This window comes from Terrabacter sp. 05T424 (genome assembly GCF_056396225.1).
Map to the genome: position 1 here is coordinate 178,316 of NZ_JBFTLB010000001.1, position 23,270 is coordinate 201,585.

The 23,270-nt window shown below is 69.9% G+C and carries 21 protein-coding genes and 1 pseudogene; 19 read left to right on the forward strand and 3 right to left on the reverse strand.

The features are described 5' to 3' along the window. The first annotated feature begins 7 nt into the window (after positions 1–7). The 3 genes and pseudogenes from AC1DE0_RS00770 (at position 8) to AC1DE0_RS00780 (ending at position 2,827) form a co-directional block, all read left to right on the forward strand. Positions 8–1,168 (forward strand): fatty acid desaturase family protein, encoded by a 1,161-nt coding sequence (locus AC1DE0_RS00770; RefSeq protein ID WP_478096091.1) that lies wholly within the window; start codon positions 8–10, stop codon positions 1,166–1,168. A gap of 53 nt (positions 1,169–1,221) precedes the next feature. Continuing rightward, positions 1,222–1,665 (forward strand): annotated as a pseudogene (locus AC1DE0_RS00775) (aldo/keto reductase); the annotation flags it as partial. 172 nt (positions 1,666–1,837) lie between these two features. Continuing rightward, complete coding sequence (locus AC1DE0_RS00780; RefSeq protein ID WP_478096092.1) at positions 1,838–2,827, forward strand: aldo/keto reductase; 990 nt, start codon at positions 1,838–1,840, stop codon at positions 2,825–2,827. Between the two features lie 69 nt (positions 2,828–2,896). Here the strand turns inward: AC1DE0_RS00780 and AC1DE0_RS00785 are convergent, their stop codons facing one another. Further along, positions 2,897–3,403 carry a MarR family winged helix-turn-helix transcriptional regulator gene (locus AC1DE0_RS00785; protein ID WP_478096093.1) on the reverse strand — a complete coding sequence of 169 codons (507 nt, stop codon included), beginning with the start codon at positions 3,401–3,403 and terminating at the stop codon, positions 2,897–2,899. Between the two features lie 124 nt (positions 3,404–3,527). Between AC1DE0_RS00785 and AC1DE0_RS00790 the strand changes: the two genes are divergently transcribed. The 6 genes from AC1DE0_RS00790 (at position 3,528) to dmpG (ending at position 8,839) form a co-directional block, all read left to right on the forward strand. Beyond that, positions 3,528–3,908, forward strand: coding sequence for a DoxX family protein (locus AC1DE0_RS00790; protein WP_478096094.1), 381 nt, complete (start codon positions 3,528–3,530; stop codon positions 3,906–3,908). 59 nt (positions 3,909–3,967) lie between these two features. Then, positions 3,968–4,837 carry a DODA-type extradiol aromatic ring-opening family dioxygenase gene (locus AC1DE0_RS00795; protein WP_478096095.1) on the forward strand — a complete coding sequence of 290 codons (870 nt, stop codon included), beginning with the start codon at positions 3,968–3,970 and terminating at the stop codon, positions 4,835–4,837. A 75-nt stretch (positions 4,838–4,912) separates the two neighbouring features. Then, positions 4,913–5,722 (forward strand): IclR family transcriptional regulator, encoded by an 810-nt coding sequence (locus AC1DE0_RS00800; RefSeq protein ID WP_478096096.1) that lies wholly within the window; start codon positions 4,913–4,915, stop codon positions 5,720–5,722. 80 nt (positions 5,723–5,802) lie between these two features. Beyond that, positions 5,803–6,639 (forward strand): 2-keto-4-pentenoate hydratase, encoded by an 837-nt coding sequence (locus AC1DE0_RS00805; RefSeq protein WP_478096097.1) that lies wholly within the window; start codon positions 5,803–5,805, stop codon positions 6,637–6,639. A gap of 134 nt (positions 6,640–6,773) precedes the next feature. Beyond that, a complete protein-coding gene (locus AC1DE0_RS00810; protein ID WP_478096098.1) occupies positions 6,774–7,745 on the forward strand; it encodes an acetaldehyde dehydrogenase (acetylating) in 972 nt (323 codons plus the stop codon). Then, positions 7,742–8,839, forward strand: coding sequence for a 4-hydroxy-2-oxovalerate aldolase (dmpG, locus tag AC1DE0_RS00815; protein ID WP_478096099.1), 1,098 nt, complete (start codon positions 7,742–7,744; stop codon positions 8,837–8,839). The genes AC1DE0_RS00810 and dmpG overlap by 4 nt, the downstream gene beginning before the upstream one ends. Before the next feature lie 281 nt (positions 8,840–9,120). On the opposite strand, the gene AC1DE0_RS00820 is transcribed toward dmpG, so the two are convergent. Then, positions 9,121–10,371 carry an MBL fold metallo-hydrolase gene (locus AC1DE0_RS00820; protein WP_478096100.1) on the reverse strand — a complete coding sequence of 417 codons (1,251 nt, stop codon included), beginning with the start codon at positions 10,369–10,371 and terminating at the stop codon, positions 9,121–9,123. Between the two features lie 179 nt (positions 10,372–10,550). Next, positions 10,551–11,396 (reverse strand): alpha/beta fold hydrolase, encoded by an 846-nt coding sequence (locus tag AC1DE0_RS00825; RefSeq protein ID WP_478096101.1) that lies wholly within the window; start codon positions 11,394–11,396, stop codon positions 10,551–10,553. 217 nt (positions 11,397–11,613) lie between these two features. On the opposite strand from AC1DE0_RS00825, the gene AC1DE0_RS00830 reads away from it, so the two are divergent. The 10 genes from AC1DE0_RS00830 to AC1DE0_RS00875 all read left to right on the forward strand — a co-directional run bounded on the left by AC1DE0_RS00830 (position 11,614) and on the right by AC1DE0_RS00875 (position 23,270). Next, positions 11,614–12,525 carry a VOC family protein gene (locus tag AC1DE0_RS00830; protein WP_478096102.1) on the forward strand — a complete coding sequence of 304 codons (912 nt, stop codon included), beginning with the start codon at positions 11,614–11,616 and terminating at the stop codon, positions 12,523–12,525. Then, positions 12,522–13,364: a fumarylacetoacetate hydrolase family protein gene (locus AC1DE0_RS00835; protein ID WP_478096103.1), complete on the forward strand. Its 843-nt coding sequence runs from the start codon at positions 12,522–12,524 to the stop codon at positions 13,362–13,364. Before AC1DE0_RS00830 ends, AC1DE0_RS00835 begins: the two co-directional genes overlap by 4 nt. Before the next feature lie 165 nt (positions 13,365–13,529). Continuing rightward, positions 13,530–14,702 (forward strand): sugar ABC transporter substrate-binding protein, encoded by a 1,173-nt coding sequence (locus AC1DE0_RS00840; RefSeq protein WP_478096104.1) that lies wholly within the window; start codon positions 13,530–13,532, stop codon positions 14,700–14,702. A 14-nt stretch (positions 14,703–14,716) separates the two neighbouring features. Continuing rightward, on the forward strand, positions 14,717–16,276 hold the full coding sequence (locus AC1DE0_RS00845; protein ID WP_478097721.1) for a sugar ABC transporter ATP-binding protein: 1,560 nt from the start codon (positions 14,717–14,719) through the stop codon (positions 16,274–16,276). Then, entirely contained in the window at positions 16,269–17,360 is a 1,092-nt protein-coding gene (locus AC1DE0_RS00850) for an ABC transporter permease (protein WP_478096105.1), read from the forward strand. Before AC1DE0_RS00845 ends, AC1DE0_RS00850 begins: the two co-directional genes overlap by 8 nt. A 97-nt stretch (positions 17,361–17,457) precedes the next feature. Continuing rightward, entirely contained in the window at positions 17,458–18,630 is a 1,173-nt protein-coding gene (locus AC1DE0_RS00855) for an acyl-CoA dehydrogenase family protein (RefSeq protein ID WP_478096107.1), read from the forward strand. Positions 18,631–18,645: 15 nt separating this feature from the next. Beyond that, positions 18,646–20,079: an MFS transporter gene (locus tag AC1DE0_RS00860; RefSeq protein WP_478096109.1), complete on the forward strand. Its 1,434-nt coding sequence runs from the start codon at positions 18,646–18,648 to the stop codon at positions 20,077–20,079. A gap of 119 nt (positions 20,080–20,198) precedes the next feature. After that, complete coding sequence (locus tag AC1DE0_RS00865) at positions 20,199–21,050, forward strand: alpha/beta fold hydrolase (RefSeq protein WP_478096111.1); 852 nt, start codon at positions 20,199–20,201, stop codon at positions 21,048–21,050. A 51-nt stretch (positions 21,051–21,101) separates the two neighbouring features. Continuing rightward, positions 21,102–22,274 (forward strand): acyl-CoA dehydrogenase family protein, encoded by a 1,173-nt coding sequence (locus tag AC1DE0_RS00870; protein WP_478096113.1) that lies wholly within the window; start codon positions 21,102–21,104, stop codon positions 22,272–22,274. A gap of 63 nt (positions 22,275–22,337) precedes the next feature. Continuing rightward, entirely contained in the window at positions 22,338–23,270 is a 933-nt protein-coding gene (locus AC1DE0_RS00875; RefSeq protein ID WP_478096116.1) for a VOC family protein, read from the forward strand.

Here is a 23,270-nt window from a genome sequence, read left to right on the forward strand (position 1 = left end):
AGTCACCATGACCGTCCTGCAGAAGAAGGCCCACAACCCCATCGGGCACCTCAGCGCCGCGGACATCGAGCAGATCGGCGTCGAGCTCGACGCCATCCGTCAGTCCGTCATCGACACCCGCGGCGCCGATGACGCGACCTACATCCGCAAGGTCATCGCCACCCAGCGCAAGCTCGAGCTCGGCTCTCGCGCAGTGCTGCTCGTCTCGATGTTCCCGCCGGCCTGGGTCGTCGGGACGGCCGGCCTCGCCGTCGCCAAGATCATCGAGAACATGGAGATCGGCCACAACGTCATGCACGGCCAGTGGGACTGGATGCGTGACCCGAAGATCCACTCGACGACGTGGGAGTGGGACAACGCCAGTCCGTCGGAGCAGTGGAAGCACTCGCACAACGAGCTGCACCACACCTACACGAACGTCATCGGCAAGGACAACGACCTCGGCTACGGCATCATGCGCGTCGACGAGGACCAGCGCTGGGTGCCGCTCTACGCCGCGCAGCCGCTGTGGAACTTCGTCAACGCCTGCTTCTTCGAGTACGGCATCGCCGCCTACGACCTGGAGCTCGGCAAGAACCTCGCCACCAAGGAGCGCCGTCAGGACCCCGACTTCCGGGCGCGCGCCAAGGTGACGCTGAAGAAGATCCGCAACCAGATGACCAAGGACTACGTCATCCACCCGCTCCTGTCCGGCCCGTCGTTCCTCAGCACGCTGACGGCCAACGCCACCGCCAACCTCATCCGCAACCTCTGGACCCACTCGGTCATCATGTGCGGTCACTTTCCCGAGGGCGTCGAGACCTTCGAGCGCCGGTCGATCGTGGGCGAGACCCGCGGCGAGTGGTACCTGCGCCAGATGCTCGGCTCGGCCAACATCAGCGGCAGCAAGGCCATGCACTTCATGACCGGCAACCTCAGCTTCCAGATCGAGCACCACCTCTTCCCCGACCTGCCGAGCAACCGCTACCAGGAGATCGCCCCGCAGGTGCAGGACCTCTTCCGGAGGTACGGCCTGACCTACACGACGGGCTCGCTCCCGCGTCAGGTGGCGTCCGCGTGGAAGAAGGTGTTCCGCCTGTCGCTTCCCAACGACCTCCTGCGCCGGGGCCGGGCCACGGTCGTCCCGATGGCCACCCGACCCGACCCGACGTCCTCGGCCGCCGCCTGAGAGGTACTGCCAGTCCCTCCCACCTGCACGGGTCCGCGCCTACGGTCGAACGCATGACGACTCTCCTCCTGAACAACCACGTCGAGATGCCCGCGATCGGCCCGGGGGTGTTCCAGACCCCGCCGGAGGAGACCCGCGCCGCCGTCGAGGCGGCGCTGGCAACGGGCTACCGGCACATCGACACCGCCGCCGCGTACGGCAAACGAGCGAGAGGTCGGCGAGGCCGTACGCGCCTCCGGCGTGCCACGTGACGAGGTTTCCTCCAGACGAAGATCTGGATCAGCGACTACGGCAACGACCAGACCCTGCACGGGTTCGACAAGAGCGCCGGCAAGCGCGGCGACGAGCAGATCGACCTGCTGATCCTGCACCAGGCCCTGCCGTCCGCGTTCGACAAGACGCTGGAGGCGTACCGGGCTTTGGAGAGGCTCCTCGCGGACGGCAAGGTGCGAGCCATCGGCGTCAGCAACTTCATGATCGAGCACCTCACCGCGCTCTCGAGAAGGCGACGGTGGCGCTCGACGGCATACGTGAGCGGGATGGGGCTCCCGATGGTGCTGATCGGTGGGGTGCCGGCCTCATGGCCCTGTGCCTGCTCGTCGTCGTGGCCGTGATCGCGCCAAGCCGGCACGCCCGCACGACAATGTTCATCCGACGAAAGGAAGCATGATGCAGACACGCACTCTCGGCGCACCGGGCCTCGAGGTCTCCGCCCTCGGCCTCGGCTGCATGGGCATGAGCCAGTCGTTCGGGCCACCGCCCCCGCGCGAGGAGATGATCACGTTCCTGCGCGCCGCAGTCGAGCGGGGCGTCACGTTCTTCGACACCGCCGAGGTCTACGGCCCGTTCCACAACGAGGAGCTCGTGGGCGAGGCGCTGCAGCCCGTTCGTGAGAACGTCGTCATCGCGACGAAGTTCGGCTTCGCCTTCGACGAGAACGGCAAGCAGACCGGTGTCAGCAGCCGACCCGACAGCATCCGGGCCGCCGTCGAGGGCTCACTGCGACGGCTGCGCACGGACACGATCGACCTGCTCTACCAGCACCGGGTCGACCCGGACGTCCCGATCGAGGAGGTCGCGGGCACCGTCAAGGAGCTCATCGAGGCCGGGAAGGTCCGCCACTTCGGGCTGTCCGAGGCCGGCGTCGCGACCGTCCGCCGCGCGCACGCGGTGCAGCCGGTCACGGCGCTGCAGAGCGAGTACTCGCTGTTCTGGCGCGAGCCGGAGGAGGCGATCCTGCCGGCGCTGGAGGAGCTCGGCATCGGCTTCGTGCCGTTCAGCCCGCTCGGGCGCGGCTTCCTGACCGGTCAGGTGACCGCCACCACCGAGTTCGGCGAGGGGGATGTCCGTGCCTCGTTGCCGCGCTTCGAGCGGGAGGCGTTGCAGGCCAACCTCGCCCTCGTCGACCTGGTGCGGGGCGTGGCCGAGCGCAAGCAGGTCACCGTCGGCCAGGTCGCGCTCGCCTGGCTGCTCACGCAGCGGCCGTGGATCACCCCGATCCCCGGGACCAGGCGGCTCGGACGGCTCGACGAGAACCTCGGCGCCGTCGACCTCCTGCTCGCCGACGAGGACCTCGCAGAGCTCGACCGGGCGTCGACGAGCGTGCAGGTGCAGGGCGACCGCTACCCGGAGGCCATGCAGCGGATGATCGACCGCTGACCTCGTCGGTCGTTCGGGCCGGCCCTGCGGCCCCCGCCGCGCCGCACGACCCACGGCCGCGGCGGGGGCTCAGGTGTCGAGGCAGCGGTCCTCGGGGTCGATGGCGCGGACGATGCGCCTCCCGATCTCGGTGACCTGCCGCACCTGGGCTCGGGTCAAGCCGTCGAAGACGAGCCGGCGGACCTCCTGGACGTGGCCCGGCGCCGTGGCCACCACCTTGTCCCAGCCGTCGTCGGTGAGAGTCGCCAGCGTGTAGCGGCCGTCGTCGGGGTCGGGGGTGCGGCGCACCCAGTCGCGCTTCTCGAGCCGGGCGACGACCTGCGAGAGCCGGGGGAGTGAGCCTTCGGCCATCCAGGCGAGGTCGCTCATCCGCAGCTGGTGGTCGGGCGCCTCGGACAGGGCCGCCAGCACGGTGTACTCGAAGTGGCTGAGCTGAGCGGTCTGCCGCAGCTGCCGATCCAGCGCGGGCTCGAGTCGCACGGCGACGCTCATGAGCGACAGGAAGGCGCGACGTTCGTCGTCGTCGAGCCAGCGTGGCGCGGCGTTCTCGGCGCCACGGGACCCGGCTGCTGTCATGTCACCGAGCGTAGTAGCACCCTTCACGCATGAACTGGAACGACATGGGAATGACTTGCTCCATTAAGTCATTGACTTCTACGATCACTTCACACATGAAGTGCCGACCAAGGATGTGGAAGTCATGAACGTTGTGCTGTGGATCATCGCGGGCCTGCTCGCGGCCGCCTTCGCCGTCGCCGGTGCGATGAAGCTGACCCAGCCGAAGGAGAAGCTCGCCGCCTCGGGCCTGGCCTGGGTCGAGGACTTCAGCCCGGGCGCGGTCAACGCGATCGGTGCCCTCGAGCTGCTGGCCGCCGTCGGTCTCGTGGTCCCGGCTCTCGTCGGCGTGGCTCCCGTGCTCGTCCCCCTGGCCGCGACCGGGCTGGCGGCGATGATGCTCGGGGCAGCGATCACGCACGCCAGGCGCAGGGAGATCCAGATGATCGGCATCAACGTCGCGCTGCTCGTGCTGGCGCTCGTGGTGGCGGTCGCCCGATTCGGGCCCCAGGCGTTCACGTCCTGACCTCGGCCACCCGACAAGCACGACGCACGGTCCACGGCGCACGCGACCAGGAGACGACAATGAGCAGCGTGATCGACCCGTTCAACCCGGCCGTGCCCGCCGGTGCCTACGACGACCTGCTCGCGCGGGCGCTCCCCGTCTCACGCCAGCAGCGGGTGTGGGAGCCCGCGGACGGTCGTCTCCCCACACTGTTCGTCAGCCACGGGGCGCCCCCCACGCTCGACGACCCGCAGTGGCTCGACGACCTCTTCGCGTGGGGGCAGTCGATGCCGAAGCCGCGAGCGATCGTCATCGTGTCAGCGCACTGGGAGAACGCCCCAGCGGCCCTGTCCGGCAGTGCCGCCGGGACGCCGCTCTACTACGACTTCGGCGGCTTCCACCCCCGCTACTACACGCTCCCGTACGCCACGCCCGACGCGAACGACCTCGCCCACCGGGTCGCGGGCACCCTCGGCTACAGCCCGGTCCACCAGTTCCCCGACCGGGGCCTCGACCACGGCGCGTTCATCCCGCTCATGGCGATGTACCCCGCCGCCGACGTGCCAGTGGTCCAGCTGTCCATGCCGAGCCTCGAGCCGGAGGCGTTGCTCCGGCTCGGCCGCAGGCTGCACGCGCTGCGTGACGAGGGAGTGCTCGTCATGGGTTCGGGGTTCATGACCCACAGCTTCGCCGTGATGCGCAACCCGGGCCTGGCCGGGCACCTCGACGCGTTCGACGAGTGGGCAGCGGACGCAGCAAGTCGAGGCGACGTCGACAGCCTCTCCGACTACCTGACGAAGGGTCCGGGCGCCAGCGTCGCGCACCCGACCGCCGACCACTTCGTCCCACTGCTGCTGACCATGGGCGCCGCCACCGACGCGAGCACGGCCACGACCGCCTTCGACCGCGCGGTCTTCGGCAACCACATCCGCTCGATCCAGGTGGACTGAGGCGGCGGAGCGCCCCGGGTGCCAGCTGCGAAGGCCGAGGTTGACGACGGGCGTGCCGTCGGGTTCCGTTGGGCCATGGGCAGTCCCGAGCCACCGCAGAGGTCGACGCCGTCCGACGTCGGCACCGACACGGTGCTCGGCAAGGTCGTCGCCGTGCTCTTCGCGTTCTCCGCGGACGACTACGGGCTGTCGCTGGCTGAGCTCGGTCGGCGTACCGGCCTGGCCAAGGGCACGTTGCACCGTGTCGTGAACGACCTCGCAGCGGCGAGGCTGCTCGAGCGAACCACCCACGGCTACCGCCTCAGCGGCCTCGTCTTCGAGCTGGGCATGAGGGCCTCGCTCGAGCGCGGCCTGCTCGAGGTGGCGACCCCCTTCATGGAGGACCTGCGCGAGCGCACCCACGAGACGGTGCACCTGGGTGTGCTCGAAGGGGCCGAGGTCGTCTACGTCGCGAAGATCGGCGGTCACCGTCAGGCGAGCTCGCCGTCGCGCCTCGGGGGACGGATGCCGCTCTACTGCACGGCCATCGGCAAGGCCCTGCTGGCGCACTCGCCGCCCGAGCTCCTCGGCGATGTCGTGGCGGCCGGCCTGACGCGCCGGACGCCGCGCACGATCACGGCGCCGGGGGCGCTGAGCCGCCAGCTCGACCGCATCGTCGAGGACGGCGTGGCCTACGAGTACGAGGAGTCCGCGACCGGCCTGGTCTGCATCGCCGCGCCCGTGCTCGGGCCCGACGACCGTCCGACGGCCGCGATCAGCGTCACGGGTCCCGTGACGCGGTTCCAGCCCGACAAGCACGCGGTCGCGGTGCGGGCCGCCGCGGCCGGGGTGGCCGCGACGCTGGCACGACGGTCGACGCTGCGCCGTTCGAGCGCAGCGGAATGAGGGTCCACTGAGTGGAACGTCGTGATGGCGGCCGCGGTGCCGACTCGCGCAGGGTGGGGGAACACAGACAAGGAGCCCCCATGACCGTCTCCAACCCCTCCGCCGCCACGCACGTCCGGGCGGACCCCGACCCCACCGTCCTCGAGGCCGTCGAGCGCCTCGAGCAGGCGGCGAGGAGCGGCGAGGCCTGCCCGCCGGTGCGCGACCTCCTCGGCGAGACCGACCTGGACCTCGCGTATGCCGTGCAGCACGAGCTCGCACAACGACGCTCGCGCTCGGGCGCCCGCGTCGTGGGGCGCAAGATCGGCCTGACCTCGCCCGCAGTGCAGGCGCAGCTCGGCGTCGACCAGCCCGACTTCGGCGTTCTCTTCGACGACATGGACGTCTCCACGCACGAGCAGGTCCCGACCTCGGCCCTGCTGGCGCCGCGGGCCGAGGCCGAGGTCGCCTTCGTGCTGGGCGCCGACCTTGAGGGCGACGACCTCGACATCGAGACCGTGAGAGCGGCGGTCGAGCACGCTGTGGCGGCGATCGAGATCGTCGACAGCCGCATCGCCGGCTGGGACATCCGCATCACCGACACGATCGCCGACAACGGGTCGAGCGGCCTGTTCGTCCTCGGCGACCGGCGCCTGTCGCTCGACGAGTTCGAGCCTGTCGACGTGCAGATGCAGATGTACGCCGACGACGAGCTGGTGTCCGAGGGCACCGGTGCAGCCTGCCTCGGAGACCCGCTCGAGGCCCTCCTCTGGCTGGCGCGCACGGCGCAGCAGGTCGGTGACCCGTTGCGTGCCGGCCAGGTCGTCCTCTCCGGCGCCCTGGGGCCGATGCGCCCGGTGACCCCGGGGTCGGTGGTGCGCGCCGAGCTGTCTGCGCTCGGCACCGTGACGGCGCGGTTCGCCGCGTCCCCGGCCTGACCGCACCTCGAGCCGTCCCCTCACCCGCACCAGAGCTCGGCGCGCCCGTCCGCGGCCGCGAGGACCTCTCACGCGCCGTCACGCGCCCTCGCGCGCCCTCGCGCGCCCTGAAACCGACCCCGAAGGAAGCACAGATGAACAAGACCAAGGTGGCCATCATCGGCCCCGGCAACATCGGAACAGACCTGATGCTCAAGGTGATACGGCTGTCAAGCACCCTCGAGATGGGTGCGATGGTCGGCATCGACCCGGCCTCCGACGGGCTGCGCCGCGCGGCGAGCCTCGGCGTTCCGACGACCCACGACGGGGTCGACGGACTCATCGCCCTCGACGGCTTCGACGAGATCGACATCGTCTTCGACGCCACGTCCGCGAAGGCCCACGTGGCCAACGCCGCCAGGCTGGCGGCATACGGAAAGAAGCTCGTCGACCTGACGCCGGCAGCCATCGGGCCGTACGTCGTGCCGCCGGTCAACCTCGACCAGCTCCTCGAGGACGACGCCGACAACGTCAACCTCGTCACCTGTGGTGGCCAGGCCACCATCCCGATCGTCGCCGCCATCTCGCGCGTCACGACGGTGCCCTACGCCGAGATCGTCGCCTCCATCGCGTCGAAGTCGGCGGGGCCGGGGACGCGCGCCAACATCGACGAGTTCACCGAGACGACCACCGCGGGCATCGAGAAGGTCGGGGGGGCGCTGCGTGGCAAGGCGATCATCATCCTCAACCCCGCCGAGCCGCCGCTCATCATGCGCGACACCGTCTTCGCCCTCATCGGCGCGTCCGACGAGCAGACGCACGAGGCGATCCGCGCCTCTGTCGACGAGATGGTCGCGAAGGTGCAGGACTACGTGCCCGGCTACCGGCTCAAGCAGCAGGTGCAGTTCACGCCCATCGCGCCCGACGAGCCGGTGCACACGCTGCTCCCCAAGGGCGCCCCCGCGGTGACGACGAAGGTGAGCGTCTTCCTCGAGGTCGAGGGCATGGCGATGTACCTGCCTGCGTATGCCGGCAACCTCGACATCATGACCTCCGCGGCCATGCGGGTGGCCGAGACCATCGCCGAGCGCCTCGGCTCGCGGGCCGACGCAGGAGTGACCGCATGAGCGCCACGACCACCACCCCCGGCGACAGCGCCACCAGCCCAGGAGACCTTCCCGTGACCCTTCCGAACACCGAGACCCCGCTGCTCTACATCCAGGACGTCACGCTGCGCGACGGGATGCACGCCGTCCGCCACCGGATCAGCCCCACGGACGTGGGCCGGATCGTCGCGGCCCTCGACGCGGCCGGCGTCGATGCGATCGAGGTCGCGCACGGGGACGGGCTCGCGGGTGGCAGCCTCAACTACGGCCCCGGCTCGCACAGCGACTGGGCCTGGATCGAGGCCGCCGCGGAGAACATCTCGCAGGCCACCTTGACGACGCTCCTGCTTCCCGGCATCGGCACGATCAGCGAGCTCGAGGACGCGTACTCCCTCGGCGTCCGGTCGGTGCGCGTCGCCACGCACTGCACCGAGGCGGACGTCTCGGCTCAGCACATCAGCAAGGCTCGCGAGCTCGGGATGGACGTCTCTGGCTTCCTCATGATGAGCCACATGAGCAGCGCGCCCGAGCTCGCCGCCCAGGCGAAGCTGATGGAGTCCTACGGCGCCGGCTGCGTCTACGTCACCGACTCCGGTGGACGCCTGACGATGGACGGCGTGCGGGAGCGGGTGCGGGCCTACCGTGACGTGCTCGACCCGAGCACGCAGATCGGCATCCACGCCCACCAGAACCTCTCGCTCGCCGTCGCCAACTCCGTGGTCGCCGTCGAGGAGGGGGTCGTGCGCGTCGACGCGTCGCTCGCCGGCCACGGCGCCGGGGCCGGAAACTGCCCCATCGAGCCGTTCGTCGCGGTCGCCAACCTCAACGAGTGGAAGCACCGTTGCGACCTCTTCGCCCTGCAGGACGCCGCCGACGACCTCGTGCGCCCCCTTCAGGACCGGCCCGTCCAGGTCGACCGGGAGACGCTCACGCTCGGCTACGCGGGGGTCTACTCCAGCTTCCTGCGCCACGCGGAGGCGGCGTCGCAGCGTTACGGCATCGACGTGCGCTCTATCCTGCTCGAGGTCGGCCGTCGCAAGCTCGTCGGCGGCCAGGAGGACATGATCGTCGACATCGCGCTCGACCTCGTCAGTGCCGAAACCAGCGCCGGCTGAGGTGTCGGAAACTGGGCACTCGACTGAGAGGGACCGTCGAGTGCTCAGTTCCCGACGGGGGTTCGGCGTAGGGAAGTGGGCACTCGAGGTGTGAGGAGGGTCGGGTTCTGGTCGAGTGCTCAGTTCCCGACGTGACCTTCCGGTCGAGTGCTCAGTTCCGCGCGAGGGCCGCCCTGAGCTCGCTGTAAGGCCAGACAATTGCGTATGCCGCCGGGTCACGTTGACATGACTCGGCGGCATACGTTGTCGGGAGGGTGTCGATGGTCAGGCGGTGCCGGCGATCACTTTGCGCCCACCACCATGCCGTCCTCGCCCGCCACGACGGTCGTCCTGCCGACACGGTTGAGCCGCTGCGCGACGCGCTTCCAGCCGCCGGGCCCGATGTTGGCCGGAACCACGTGGTGCAGGACGAGCGTGCCCACCTCTATGGTGCGGAGCAGGTCGGCAAGCTGGGCCTCAGTCGTGTGGGCGCCGAACATGTGGTTGCGGAACGCCTGCTTGATCTCCTCGGGGACCGGGAGCGCGTTGATGCTGGCGACGATGGAGTCGTAGTCGATGACCTCGTGGAGTAGGACGTCGCACCCGTCGGCGAGCTCGAGGAGGTTCGGCGACAACGTCGTGTCGCCCGAGACGACGACGGAGCCGTGGTCCGAGTCGAAGCGGTACGCGTACGCCGGTGCCATCTGGCCGTGGTCAACGAGGGTCGCCGACACGGCCACCCGATCGTCCTCGTGGATGCGGAAGGGCCGCATCCGAGGGGGCGGCCCCGAGAGGTTCGCCGTCACGCCCAGGGGCAGGGGGATGTCCTCGGCGTGGACGATCGCGTCGATGCGCGGGGACCCGGCGTCGAAGATGCGGTCGTTGACGTCGGTGGCGAAGGCGCCGAGCAGCTGCTCCATCATCGACCGGGTGCCGGGGGTCGGGTTGCCCGGGTTGAAGGCCGCGGGCGTGGGCCGGCTGGGCGGGAAGACGTGCGGCAGCGCCCCTCGGTCTCCTGGCCCGAGGAGTCGGAAAGGCGTTGCTGCAGAGCCGAGCCCGCCAGCGATGAAGCCCTGCACGAGTAAGGTCGACAGGTCGGTGACGTGGTCCGAGTGCAGGTGGGTGATGAACCCGGCGCGAAAGGCGGTGAGGTCGTTCTTGCCGTCGGCGCCGCCGATCATGCCGGCCTCGTAGAGCCCGGCAGCGGAGCCGTGACCGACGTCGACGAGGTACCTCGCGCCGTCGACCTCGACGACGGTGCAGATCCCGCGCCGACCCGCGGCCTGTCGCCAGATCGGTCCGCCGGCCGTGCCCACCAGGACGGCCTTGGTGCGGGCGTCGCCGCGGATCTGGCGGGCGTTGGAGGACGGGGCGGCCTGGGCGGGTCCTGCGGCCGCGACCGCGAGGCCGAGTGCCGAGGCGACGCCGAGGCCGCCGTGGAGGAGCGCGCGGCGCGCGACTCCACCAGCCATGTGGTCGTCGGGTTCCGCGGCGGTCGGGGCTTCGTGCCCGAGGGCCGTATGGATGTCGTCAGGAAGGCAGCTTCCACACATCTGGATCTCCTTTGATCCGAAAGGGGGCGCAACGCGGCCCACCGACGGCGATGTCGTCGGCAGAGCGCGCCGCGCCCGATGACGACTTGTCAGTTCCCCTGTGTCTGAACCGATTTCGTGGACCGCCAGGGGCTTTTGGGCGTGACCCAGCGGCATACGTGGTCGACCCGGTGGGTCGCTCAGAACTTGCCGGCCATCAGGCTCTCGAGGAGGAAGACGAAGGTGTCGTGGGCCTCGATCTGGGTCCAGTGCCCGCTCTTCGGGATGATGTGGAGCGTGGCGTTGGGCATCGTCTTGGCGAGGTAGGTGCTCGACTCGACCGGCACGATGATGTCGTCGCGACCGTGCACGCACAGCGTCGGGTGCGGCAGCGAGGTCAGCTCCTCCTCGGTGAAGGCAGGCGGGCCGGCCTTCGGGTCGAACATCGCGGCGTGCGAGCGCTTGACGTCGGCTCGCCCGATGTAGGGCATCCGCTCCTCGACGACGCGGTCGACGACCCCCTCGAGGGTGTCCATGTCGTAGACGAACGACTCGAGCAGGTCGCGCAGGGAGTCGGCAGTGGGGTTGGCGTAGAAGGTGCGCAGGTGCTGCAGTCCCGGCGTGATGGGCAGGTCGGGGGCGCCTCCGGAACCCATGAGCAGCATCGTCTCGACGCGCTCCGGCTGCGCCAGCGCCATGCGGATGGAGATCATCCCGCCCATGGAGTTGCCGACGAGGTGGACCTGATCGACGCCCAGCTTGTCGAGCAGCTGCCAGAGCGTCTCCGCCTGGAGCAGGTTGAAGGCCTTCATGCCCGACGGGGGGTCGACCGGGTGCTCGGAGTCGCCGAAACCGACCATGTCCGGCGCGAGGCAGTAGTAGCGCTCGCCGAGCTCCTCGATGACGGCCTTCCAGTTGGAGGTTCCTGTGGCCCCGGGCCCCGAGCCGTGCAGGAAGAGCAGGGCGGTCGGGCTCGACTCGCCCGTCGAGTGGACGCGGTAGGTGACGTCGCTGAGCGTGACGTCGGTGCTGTTGACGGTGGCCATGAAGGCGTACCTCTCTCGGGTGGATTGATTCGACTCTGAAGCAACCACTACACGGTATGCGTGAGAGACCTTCTCGGCAAGGGCTCAAGCACGCACTGTGAGACGCCAAAAGTCACACGAGAAAGACCTTGCCCCGCGCAAGAGTCTGCCCCATGCTCTGTTGCGATCGCTACAGAGACGTCGCGGTCTGCGCTCGACTGACGCGAAGGGACCAAGCATGATCAAGGAGCTCGCCTACATCGGCGTCGCCTCTCCCCGGCACGAGGAGTGGCTCGACTACGGCACCGACGTGCTCGGCTGCGCGGCCGGCCCGCGGGGGAAGAACGGGTCGGTGCGCTTGCGTGTCGATGACGCCCTCCACCGCATCACGATCGAACCGGGCGACCGGGACGAGCTGCTCTACACGGGTTGGGCCTTCGCCAACGAGGCCGAGCTTCACGCGTACCTCGACCGACTGCGGCTCTCGGGACTCGAGACCACGGCCGGCACGCCGGCGGAGTGCCGTGACCGCGGCGTCGCCGAGCTCACCTGGGTGACCGACCCATGGGGAGCCCGGCACGAGTTCGTGGCGGGCCAGCGTCGTCGACCGGGTACCTTCTGGCCCGGTCGGCCGATGACTGGCTTCGTCGCCGACGACTTCGGACTCGGTCACGTCGTCCTCGTCGTGCCCGACCTGGCGCACGCGGACGCGTTCTACGCCGACCTGCTCGGGTTCACGCTGTCCGACCGGGTCGACGAGGAGCACATGAAGGTGCGCTTCTACCACTGCAACGGCAGGCACCACTCGCTCGCGGTCGCCGAGGTGCCGGGCAAGGTGGGCCTCAACCACCTGATGCTCGAGGTCAAGAGCCTCGACGACGTCGGGACCGGCCTCGATATCGCCAAGGCGGCAGGTGTGCCCGTGCTCCGGGGGATCGGTCGTCACACCAACGACCTGATGACCTCGTTCTACATGCTGACGCCGTCGTCGTTCCAGATCGAGTACGGCCACGGCGGCATCGTGGTCGACGACGTGACCTGGGTCGCGGCGACCAACGACCGTCCTTCCCTGTGGGGCCACGAGCTCACCGAGGCGGGCCGAACGACGGCGCCAGGCATCGTCCGCGACGCCGCGCCGGTGATGGCATGAGGTTCGCCAACCGGGGAGGTCGTGCGTTCGTGCTCAAGGGCACGTCGGCCGGCTGGGACCTGGAGAAGGAGAGCAGTGGTCGCTTCTCGCCCGACCCGATGCAGATGTGGGTGCGACACGACGAGATCGCCGCCTGGGTGGCCGGTCTGGACGAGGCGAGCGCCGAGCCCGTGACGCCGGAGGAGCTCGATGCGCCCGTTCCCGTGCCCCCGTCGATCATCGCCATCGGGCTCAACTATGCGGAGCACGCGCTCGAGACCGGCTTCGAGCCGCCCACCGACCTGCCCCCGGTCTTCGCGAAGTTCCCGTCGTCCGTGACGGGTGCCCACGGTGTCGTCCGCCTTCCCGAGGGTGGCACCGTCGACTGGGAGGTGGAGGTCGTCGCCGTGGTCGGCACGCAGATGCACGACGTCGACGAGGCGGACGTCTTCAGCCACCTCGCCGGTCTCACCATCGGCCAGGACCTGTCCGAGCGGACCCGCCAGTTCTCCGGGCCCGCGCCGCAGTTCGGGCTCGCGAAGTCCTACCCGGGTTTCAGCCCGATCGGACCGTGGGTCGTCTCGATGGACGAGCTCGACGACCCGAACGACCTCCGCCTCGGCTGCAGCATCGACGGCCAGGTGGTCCAGTCCGGCACGACGGCCGGCCTGATCTTCTCGATCTCGCGCTCGATCTCCGAGCTGTCGCGGGTGCTCGTGCTGCGGCCCGGTGACCTCGTCTTCACCGGCACTCCCGACGGCGTCGGGATCGGCCTCACGCCGCCCCGCTACCTCCGCTCGGGTGAGGTGCTCGAGACCTGGGTCGACGGCATCGGACGGATGTCGCACACGCTCGTTTGAGCGCGTAGCGGTCACTACACGAAAAGTTCACGCAAACCTATTGCACGGGAACTCACACTCTGCTTCTCTGTAGCAAGCACTACATGAAGATCTGGCTGCGACACCATCGACCCACCACCGGGCCGGCCGCACCACAGGACACTGCACGGCAAAGGAGCCGCCACCATGTCTCGTCCCCTCTTCCGTTCCCGCTCCGCGCGGGCCCTCGCGGCGAGCGCCCTCGCCGTGTCGTTGCTCGGTGCCTGTGGTGCCGGGGAGAAGGTCGCCCCGGTCAGCGCCGAGGCGACCGCCGCCGGCGCGGCCGGCGTCCAGCAGGCCAAGGAGTCGCTGGCCGGTTGGTCCAAGGCGCCCACGTGGCCGAAGGTCACGCCGATCGGCAAGCCCGTCGACCTCACGGGCAAGAAGTTCACGTTCGTCGCCCTGGGCGACCAGATCCCCGTCATCCACGCCGTCGGCGTGGGTGTCACGGAGGCCCTCAGCGCGGCCGGTGCGACCGTCAAGATCTGCGATGGCAAGTTCAACCCGACGGCCGTGGCCGACTGCCTCAAGGCGGCCGGCGACGAGAAGGTCGACGGCGTCATCAGCGCCTTCGTCGACTACCAGATGGCCGGCCCCGCGTTCGACGCGTTGGCCGCCAAGGGCGTCAAGGTCATCGTCGGTGGGGTGGCCCCGTCGGGCGGCCGCAAGGCCGATGCCAACCTCGCCTTCTACGACAACACCCCCCGGGTCTCCGCCCTCCACGAGGCGATGTCGGAGGCCGCGATCGCCGACGGTGGCACGTCGACCAACGTCCTCTGGGTTCGGCTGATGGACTCGACGACGACCACCGGGGCCAGCGCCCAGGGGATCGCCAAGTTCAAGGCCCTCTGCCCGAGCTGCGGCATCGCCGAGACCGAGTTCACCACCGCCAACGTCGACAAGCTCGCCACGTCCGTCAGTGCCGCGTTGGTCTCCAACCCGGACACCAACGCCGTCATCGTGCCGGTGGACAGCTTCGTGCCGCCGGTGCTCCAGGGCATCCTCAGCGCCAAGTTCGGCGGCAAGGTGAAGGTCTTCTCGTCGAGCTCCGACCTCGCCGGCCTGCAGCGCGTCAAGGACGGCCAGCAGACCACCGACCTCGGCACCCCCGTGCTCTTCGAGGGCTGGAAGTTCGCCAACGGGATGGTGCAGCTTCTCGCCGGCCAGGAGGTCGAGAAGGGGACCGAGTTCGTCACCCGCGCCTTCACGAAGGACAACGTCGGCGGACTCACGCTCGACGCCAAGACGTACCTCACCGACGACTGGTTCGGCGGGGGCGCGTACAAGCAGACCTTCCTCGCTGCCTGGGGAGTCAAGTAACCGTGCCCGCCACGATGAGGCTGGTGGCCCGGGGCGTCTCGAAGACGTTCGGATCGACGGTCGTGCTCCGAGACGTCGACCTCGACGTCGCTCCGGGCGAGATCCATGCCCTCATCGGCCAGAACGGCTCCGGCAAGTCGACGCTCGTCAAGATCCTCACGGGCTACCACGCGCCGGACGACGGAGCGACCGTCGCGGTGGACGGGCAGGCGCTGAGCCTGCCCGTCCGCTGGAGCGAGGCGTCGGCGGCCGGGGTCTCGGTCGTGCACCAGGACCTCGGCCTGCTCGACCACCTCACGGTGTCGGAGAACATCGGCGTCGGCGGCTTCGTCCGCCACCAGGTCTCGCGCAAGATCGACTGGCGGGCCCAGCACGCCATCGCGAGAAGGGTGCTCGACCGACTCGACGTGCCCGTCGACCCCCGAGACCCGGTCGGACCGCTCACCGCCATGCGGCGGGCGGAGGTGGCGATCGCCCGCGCTCTGCGGGACCAGCGGCCGGGCGAGGGGCTGGTGATCCTCGACGAGGCCACCCGTTCGCTGCCCCGCGAGGAGCTGGCCAGGTTCCACAGGCTGCTGCGCAAGGTGGTCGCCGACGGCACCGCCATCCTCATGGTCAGCCACAACCTCACAGAGGTGCTGCGGCTCGCCGACCGCGTCACCGTGCTCCGGGACGGCGCCGTCGCAGCCGCCGGCATCCCCACCGCCGGGCTCTCCGAGCACGACCTGGCGCGTCACATGCTCGGCAAGACCGTCGAGGCCGTCGGCCGCTCCCGGCAGCCCGCCGACGAGCCGGGCGGAGTCGCGGCGACCGTCGAGGGCCTGAGCAGCGACGGCGTCGACGACCTCTCCTTCACGGTCGGCCGCGGCGAGATCGTCGGCCTGACTGGTCTGCCGGGGTCGGGCTTCGAGGCGGTCGCCCACCTCGTCACCGGGGGCCGTCGGGCGCGAGCCGGACGCCTCACGACGCCAGCGGGCAGCGTCGACCTCGCCCGTTCCGACGTCGCGACGTGCCTGGCCCTGGGGGCGGCGCTCGTTCCGGAGAAGCGGATCCTCGAGGGACTCGCCGTCGAGCTCAGCATCCGCGACAACATCGCCGTCCCGAGCCTGCGCCGCCGCGGCCGGCCGTGGCACGTCGGTCGGCGCTGGCAGGACCACGAGGCGCGCTCGTCGATCCGCCGGCTCGACATCCGCACCCGCTCGCCCCACGCCCTGGTCAAGGAGCTGTCGGGCGGGAACCAGCAGAAGGTCCTCTTCGCCAAGTGGCTGTCCGTCAGCCCCGACCTCCTCGTGCTCCACGAGCCGACCCAGGCGGTCGACGTCGGGGCCCGTGTCGACATCCTGCGCGCCGTGGCCGACACGGCCGCCCGGGGCGTCGGCGTGCTCCTCGTCAGCATCGAGCCCTCAGACCTGGCCGAGGTCTGTGACCGCATCCTCGTCAACGGCGCCGGCGGCCTGCGCGAGATCCGGACGCAGGACCCCGACGAGGTGCTGCACGCCATCTACTCCGACCACGCCAACCACTCAGACGACTCGGCGTCCGCGCTCGTCGCAGGAGGACCGACCCATGACTGACAGCACCACCCAGAGCTCGGCAGAGCGACTGAGCGAGCAGACCGGACTCACCGAGCGGATCCTGACCGACAGCGGGCGGCCCGAGCAGCCTGCGCCCACGCCGCGACGCGTCACCCTCCGCAGCAGGTTCGAGCCCTCGTGGCTCCACACCGTCACGAGCAAGTACGCACTCGTACTCGTCTGGGGCGCAATGGCGCTCGTCTACTACATCCTCATGCCGACCCGCTTCGGCTCCTGGAGTGCTTTCTCGTCGATCTTCGGCAGCCAGCAGGTGCTCGTGTTCCTCGCGATGTCCGCGATGATCACGCTCGTCGTGGGCGAGTTCGACCTGTCGATCGCCTCCGTCATGGGCATCTCCGCGACGTTGGTCCCGGTGCTCGCCGGCGTCCACGGCTGGAACATCTGGCTGGCCTGCCTCGTCGCGATCGGCGTCTGCCTCCTCGCCGGCGCCGTCAACGCGTTCTTCGTCGTGGTGATGGACGTCTCGAGCTTCGTCGTCACGCTCGGCACCGGCACGTTGCTCATCGGGCTGGCGCAGGTCGTCTCGGGGTCGAACATCGTCTCGGTCAACAGCCCGGAGCTGGGCAACCTCGCGACCTACGAGGTGCTCGGGATGCCGATCTCCTTCTACTACGGCATCCTCCTCGCGGCCGGCATCGCGTACCTCCTGGGCTGGACTCCCTTGGGGCGCAGCATGATCTTCGTCGGAGCGAACCCCGAGGTGGCCCGGCTCGCGGGCATCCGCGTCCCTCGCATCCGGGCCGGGGCCTACCTCGCCGGGTCGCTGCTGGCCGGGCTCGCGGGCGTCATCATGGTCGCCACCGTCGGCGGCTTCGACTCCTCCACGTCGGCGACCTACCTCCTGCCGGCCCTGGCCGCCGTGTTCCTCGGCACCGCCGTGGTGCAGCCGGGCATGTTCAACCCGATCGGGACGATCATCGCCATCTACTTCCTGACGACCGGGATCTTCGGGCTGCAGCTGCTCGGCTTCTCGGGCTGGATCCAGAACGTCTTCTACGGAGCCGGCCTCGTCGTCGCCGTCACGCTCGCCAAGGTCGTCCGCGACCGCTCGCGCACCGACTGACGAGCTGTACGCGTAACGCGCGTCGTCACGCGCGCGAGCTCACACCACCACCCTGCCGAACACGCACACCCACCACACGAGAGGGGGCGACCTCGCCATGCACGAGGCCACCCGATACGTCCTCGACCACGCCGAGGAGCTGCGGGCCGAGGCCGGCCCGAGCGACGAGCTCGGCCGGATCACCGACCGCACGGCCGAGATCCTGCGCGCCTCCGGCGGCATGAAGCTGCTCCAGGCCAAAGACAGTGGCGGCCTGCAGGGCCACCCCAACGACTTCATGGACTGGGTCATGGCGGTCGGGATGAACCACCCGTCCGCCGGCTGGGTCGCGGGAGTGGTGGGGATACACCCCTGGGAGATCGCCATCGCCGACCCGAGGCTCCAGCAGGAGGTCTACGGCGACGATCCCGAGACGTGGCTGGCCTCGCCGTACGCCCCCTTCGGACGGGCGAGGCCGGTCGAGGGCGGCTACCTCTTCAGCGGGCGGTGGCCTTACTCGACAGGCACGGACCACTCGCAGTGGGTCATCCTCGGCGGCATGGTGACCGACGGCTCGGGCACGCCGCTCGCGCCGCCCGACGTCCGGCACTTCGTCCTGCCCCGAGTGGACTACGAGATCGTCGAGGACAGCTGGAACGTCATGGGGCTGGCGGGCACGGGCTCCAAGGACGTACGCATGGTCGACGTCTTCGTGCCCGAGCACCGGGTGCTCGACGGCGTCCTCGTGCGCGACAACACCTACAGCGACCGCTGGCGTGCCGGCGAAGCGCTCTACGCGATGCGGTTCGGGGTGATGTTCCCCTTCGCCATCTCGGCGGGCACCTTCGGCATCGCGCGGGGGGCGCTCCGCGCAGCTCACGACCACATCCGGGCGAGGGTGTCGTCGCAGGGCAGCGCTTCGCGCACGGACCCTTTCGTCCTGGCGGCGCTCGCGCGGGCGGAGTCGGACGTCGAGGCCGGCATCAGCCACGTGCAGTCGATCATCACGCGCTTCCACGACACCGTCGAGGGCGGCGGCGACATCACCGTGAAGGAGCGGCTGCGCTTCAGGGTCGACCAGGTGCGGGCGACCGACCGCGCCATCACCGCGGTGAACGAGCTCTTCCGGTTGATGGGGTCGAGCGCGATCCAGAAGGGGTCACCTCTCGAGACCTTCTGGCGCGACCTGCAGGTCGCCGCCACGCACGTCTGCAACAGCAAGGAGCCCTGCTACCTCGCCTGGGGCCTCGACGCGTTCGGCGGGCAGATCCCCCCGTCCGCCCAGTACTGAACCGGACGTCAGGCGTTGTCGGCGCGTGACGCCCGGGCGGCGCTGGCCGTCGTCTTCGCCGCGACGATCCTGATCGGGCTCAACGCCACGATGCTCAGCGTGGCGCTCCCGACCGTCGTCGGCGACCTCGGAGCCAGCCCGGTGCAGGGCACCTGGATGCTGCTGGCGTACCTCGTCGTGGCCGGCGCGGGCCTGGTGCTCAGCGGGCAGCTGGCCGACTGCCTCGACCTCGCCGCCGTGTTTCGCGCCGGACTCGTGGCCTTCGGGAGCGCCTCGCTCGCCCTCGTGTTCACCAGCGACGCTGCCGTCTTCATCGCCGCCCGGGCAGTCCAGGGAGCAGGGTCGGCGCTCATGCTCAGCACGGCCGCGGCCATCGTCACGGTCAGCCACCCTCCCGAGAGACGCCGAGGCGCCATGGGGGTCTACCTCGCGGGCTTCGCCATCGCCCAGGTCTCGGGCCCGCTCATCGGGGGGCTGGTGACGAGCGCGCTGGGCTGGCGGTCGCTCTTCGTTCTCGGACTGCTCATCGCGGCGGGCGACGTGCTCTTCGGCTGGCGAGCCCTCTCGCGGCTGCCGAGCCGGCGGTTCGCCGGCCTGCGGGTCGACCTGCCGGGCAACGCGCTCATCGTGGTGCTGACGACGCTGCTCCTCGTCGCGCTCGCGGAGGTGCAGCAGGGCGGCTGGGGGAGTGTGCGCACCCTCGTGCCGCTCGCAGGTGTCGTGCTGGCAGTGCCGGCCTTCGTCGCGGTCGAGCGGCGCGCCCGGTGGCCGGCCGTGGCCGTGGAGCTCCTCGCCGACCGGCAGTTCGTCCTCGCCAACGTCGCGGCCTTCTGCCTGTGTGTGGGCAGGGTCGTCCCAGCCGTCGTCTTCAGCCTGTGGTTCCAGGGCGTCGACGGTGACGACCCCTTCAGCGCGGCCCTGCAGATCACGCCTCTCGCGGCGGCCGTCACGGTCGGCACGCTCGCCATCGGACGGCTGGGCCGCAGGCACGACGACGTCGTCACCTCCAGGCTGCTCGCGGGCCTCGCGCTCCTCGGGAGCGCGCTGCTCGTCGCGGCCATGTATGCCGGCGCGGCACCCTGGGCGGTCATCTCCGGTCTCGTCGTGCTCGGGCTCGGCTGCGGGGCGTTCCAGACCGTCAACGGGACGATGATCATCTCGATGGGGGGCCTCACGCGGGCCGGCACCCTCAACGGGATCCGCGCCACTGCCCAGCAGTCCGCGGTCTCCGTCGGTACCGCCCTGCTGCTCTCGCTGGGCGCAGGCGGCCTCACGCCCGAGGCATCCGCCGACTACTACGCCGGCCGCGCCGACCGGCTCGGTGCGCCGGCGCTCGACGCGCTGCTGCACGGGCATCGCGCTGCCGTCTCCGTTCTCCTCGCGCTGACGGCAGTCGGGCTGCTCGCCGTGCTCGGGATGCGCCCCCAGAAGCCCTTCCGTGGAATGTAGGCAACAGAATCTCCGAAGAAGCCCTTGTGCAACAGACGGCTTCGTCCTACATTCTGTGTAGCGATTACTACAGACAAGGCCAGTGAGGTGCTCCTCCAGCCCGGTCGAGAGAGGCAGCAATGACGCTGACATCCGAGCAGACGAGCCGAACGCTCGAGACGGCTTCCGGCACGATCCACTTCTGCGAGGCCGGCGACCCGGCATCGCCGGCGGTGGTGCTCCTGCACGGCTCCGGACCGGGAGCGACGGGGTGGAGCAACTTCAAGACCAACATCGAGGTCCTGGCCGAGCACTTCCACGTCATCGCCCCCGACATGCCCGGCTGGGGCCGGTCGCCGGCGATCACCCGCGAGGAGTCGGACCACGCCCGGGCCGCCGTCGACCTGCTCGACGCGCTCGGCATCGAGCAGGCGGCCTTCATCGGCAACTCCATGGGCGGCATCACCACCCTGCGGGTCGCGACCGAGTATCCCGAGCGCGTCAGCCACATCATCACGATGGGACCCGGCTCCGGCCCCCAGCCGAAGGTCGTCTCGCCCGGCGGCGGCCTCTCCGAAGGCATGCGCACGCTTGTCGCGGCCTACCGCGACCCGTCCGTCGAGTCGATGACCCGCCTCACCGAGGTGATGACCTACGACAGCGCACGCTTCGCGACGCCCGAGCTCGCGGCCGAGCGGGCCGAGAACGCCAACGCCCACCCCGAGCACCTCGCCAACTACCTCGACGGCTTCGCCAAGGGCGGCCCCATCGCGAAGTGGTTCCGCCTCGACGACCTGCCCAAGGTGCAGATCCCGGCGCTGCTCATCCACGGCCGCGACGACCGGGTCGTCCACTTCGAGAACACCCTGCTGCTCCTCGCCCACCTCCCGAACTCGCGCGCCGTCCTGCTCAACCGCTGCGGCCACTGGGCCCAGGTCGAGCACGCCGACGAGTTCAACCGCCTCGTCATCGACTTCGTGAGTGCCAACTAGCCCACGACCCGCTCAGCAGACGCCCTCGGGCGCCGGCGGAAAGGAATTCCCATGACCGACGTGCTCGGCAACATCAAGGAGAACGCCTCCCTCCTCAAGGACGAGGCGAAGCCCAGCGACGACCTCGGCCGGCTCACCGACCGCACCGCGAGCGTGCTGCGCGAGAGCGGCGTGATCCGCCTCTACCAGCCGAAGGAGTTCGGCGGCTACGAAGCGCACCCGGTCGAGTTCATGGAGGCGGCCATGGCCGTCGGCGCGGCCTCACCCTCCGCGGGCTGGGTGACCGGCGTCGTGGGCGTGCACCCGTGGGAGATCGCGATGTTCGACTCCCGCCTCCAGGAGGAGATCTGGGGCGAGGACCCCGACACGTGGACCGCGTCGCCGTACGCCCCGTTCGGTCGGGCCACGAAGGTCGACGGCGGCTTCCTCTTCACCGGTCAGTGGCCCTACTCGACAGGCACCGACCACTCCGAGTGGGTCATCCTCGGCGGACTCGTCGTCGGTGACGACGGTGAGCCGACGATGCCCCCGGACATGCGCCACTTCGTGATCCCGCGCAAGGACTACGAGATCATCGACGACAGCTGGAACGTGCTGGGACTCAAGGGGACCGGCTCGAAGGACGTGCGGATGACCGACGTCTTCATCCCGGACTACCGCGTCGTCGAGGCGCCCCTGATGCTCAACGGAGCCTACGAGGACCGCCAGCCCGGCAAGTCGCTCTACCGCCTGAAGTTCCCCGTCGTCTTCTCCGCGGCGATCAACTCGGGAACGCTCGGCATCGTCCAGGGCGCCCTCGACGTCTACCGCTCCTACATGGAGCAGCGCGTCTCCGCCGACGGCCGCGTGGCCCGGCGCGACCCCATCCAGCTCAACGTCTACGGCGAGGCCGCCGCCGACGTCGCCGCCTCGCGGACCGTGCTCCTCAACGACATGAAGGAGCTCTTCGACCACGTCGACAAGGGCGGCGAGGTGTCGTGGAGCCAGCGCCTGACGGTGCGCCGCAACGGCGTCCGTGCGGTGCGCCGGGCCGTCGACGCGGTCGACCGCCTCTACAAGATCAGCGGCGCACAGAGCATCCACGAGCGGCTCCCCAACGAGCGCTACTGGCGCGACATGCAGTCCGGCCTGAGCCACATCTGCAACGTCTCCGAGTCCATCACGGTCGAGTGGGCCACCGACGACCTCGGCGGCGAGGCCTCGGTCCCGCCCGTCTTCGCCTGACCCGCCAGACACCACACCCCAACGACCATCCCGCACAGACCAACCCGAACGAGGAGATCGACGATGATCACTTCACTTGCCTACCTGGGCATCAACTCACCGAAGAAGGACGAGTGGCCCGAGATGGCCACCCGCTTCTGGGGCGCGATGGTGACCGACCCCGGACCCGACGGGGCCGTGCGCCTCAAGTTCGACGACGCCCAATGGCGCCTGCAGATCCATCCCGGCGAACGCGACGAGACGGCATACATCGGCTGGGGGGTCGACTACGAGGAGGACATCGACCGCGTCGAGAAGGCCCTCGCCGACCTCGGTGTCTCCAGCGAGCGCGGCGACGAGGCGCTGGCGCAGGCCCGGGCCGTCAACCGGATCCTCGTGTTCACCGACCCCTGGGGCTTCCGCCACGAGGTGACCTGGGGCCAGAGCCACGTGCGCTCGTCGTTCCGACCGGGCCGCGCCATCACCGGCTTCGTCACCGGCGCGCAGGGCCTCGGCCACGTGCTGCTGCTCATGCCCGACATCGAGGCGGGCCACGAGTTCTTCACGAAGCTCGGCTTCCGGCTCTCCGACAAGATCATCGTGCCGGGCCGGCTCAACGCGCGCTTCTACCACTGCAACGCGCGGCACCACACGCTCGCGCTGGGGCAGTGCCCGCCCGGTGTGGCCGGGCTCAACCACCTGATGATCCAGGTGGGCTCGATCGACGACGTCGGCACGGGCTACGAGATCGCCCAGGAGATCGGCGTGCCGATCACGCTGACGATCGGCCGACACTCCAACGACCAGCAGTTCAGCTTCTACCACTCGACGCCGAGCTCGTTCCACGTCGAGTACGGCTACGGCGGTCTCGAGGTCGACGAGGAGACCTGGATCCCCAAGGTCTACGACCGCACGGCCGTCTGGGGTCACGAACAGCACCCCGACGGCAAGGGTCGGCCGCCCGGCATCATGCACCCGCTCGCCGACCCGTCGCTGCCGGCGGCCGAGGAGGCCTGA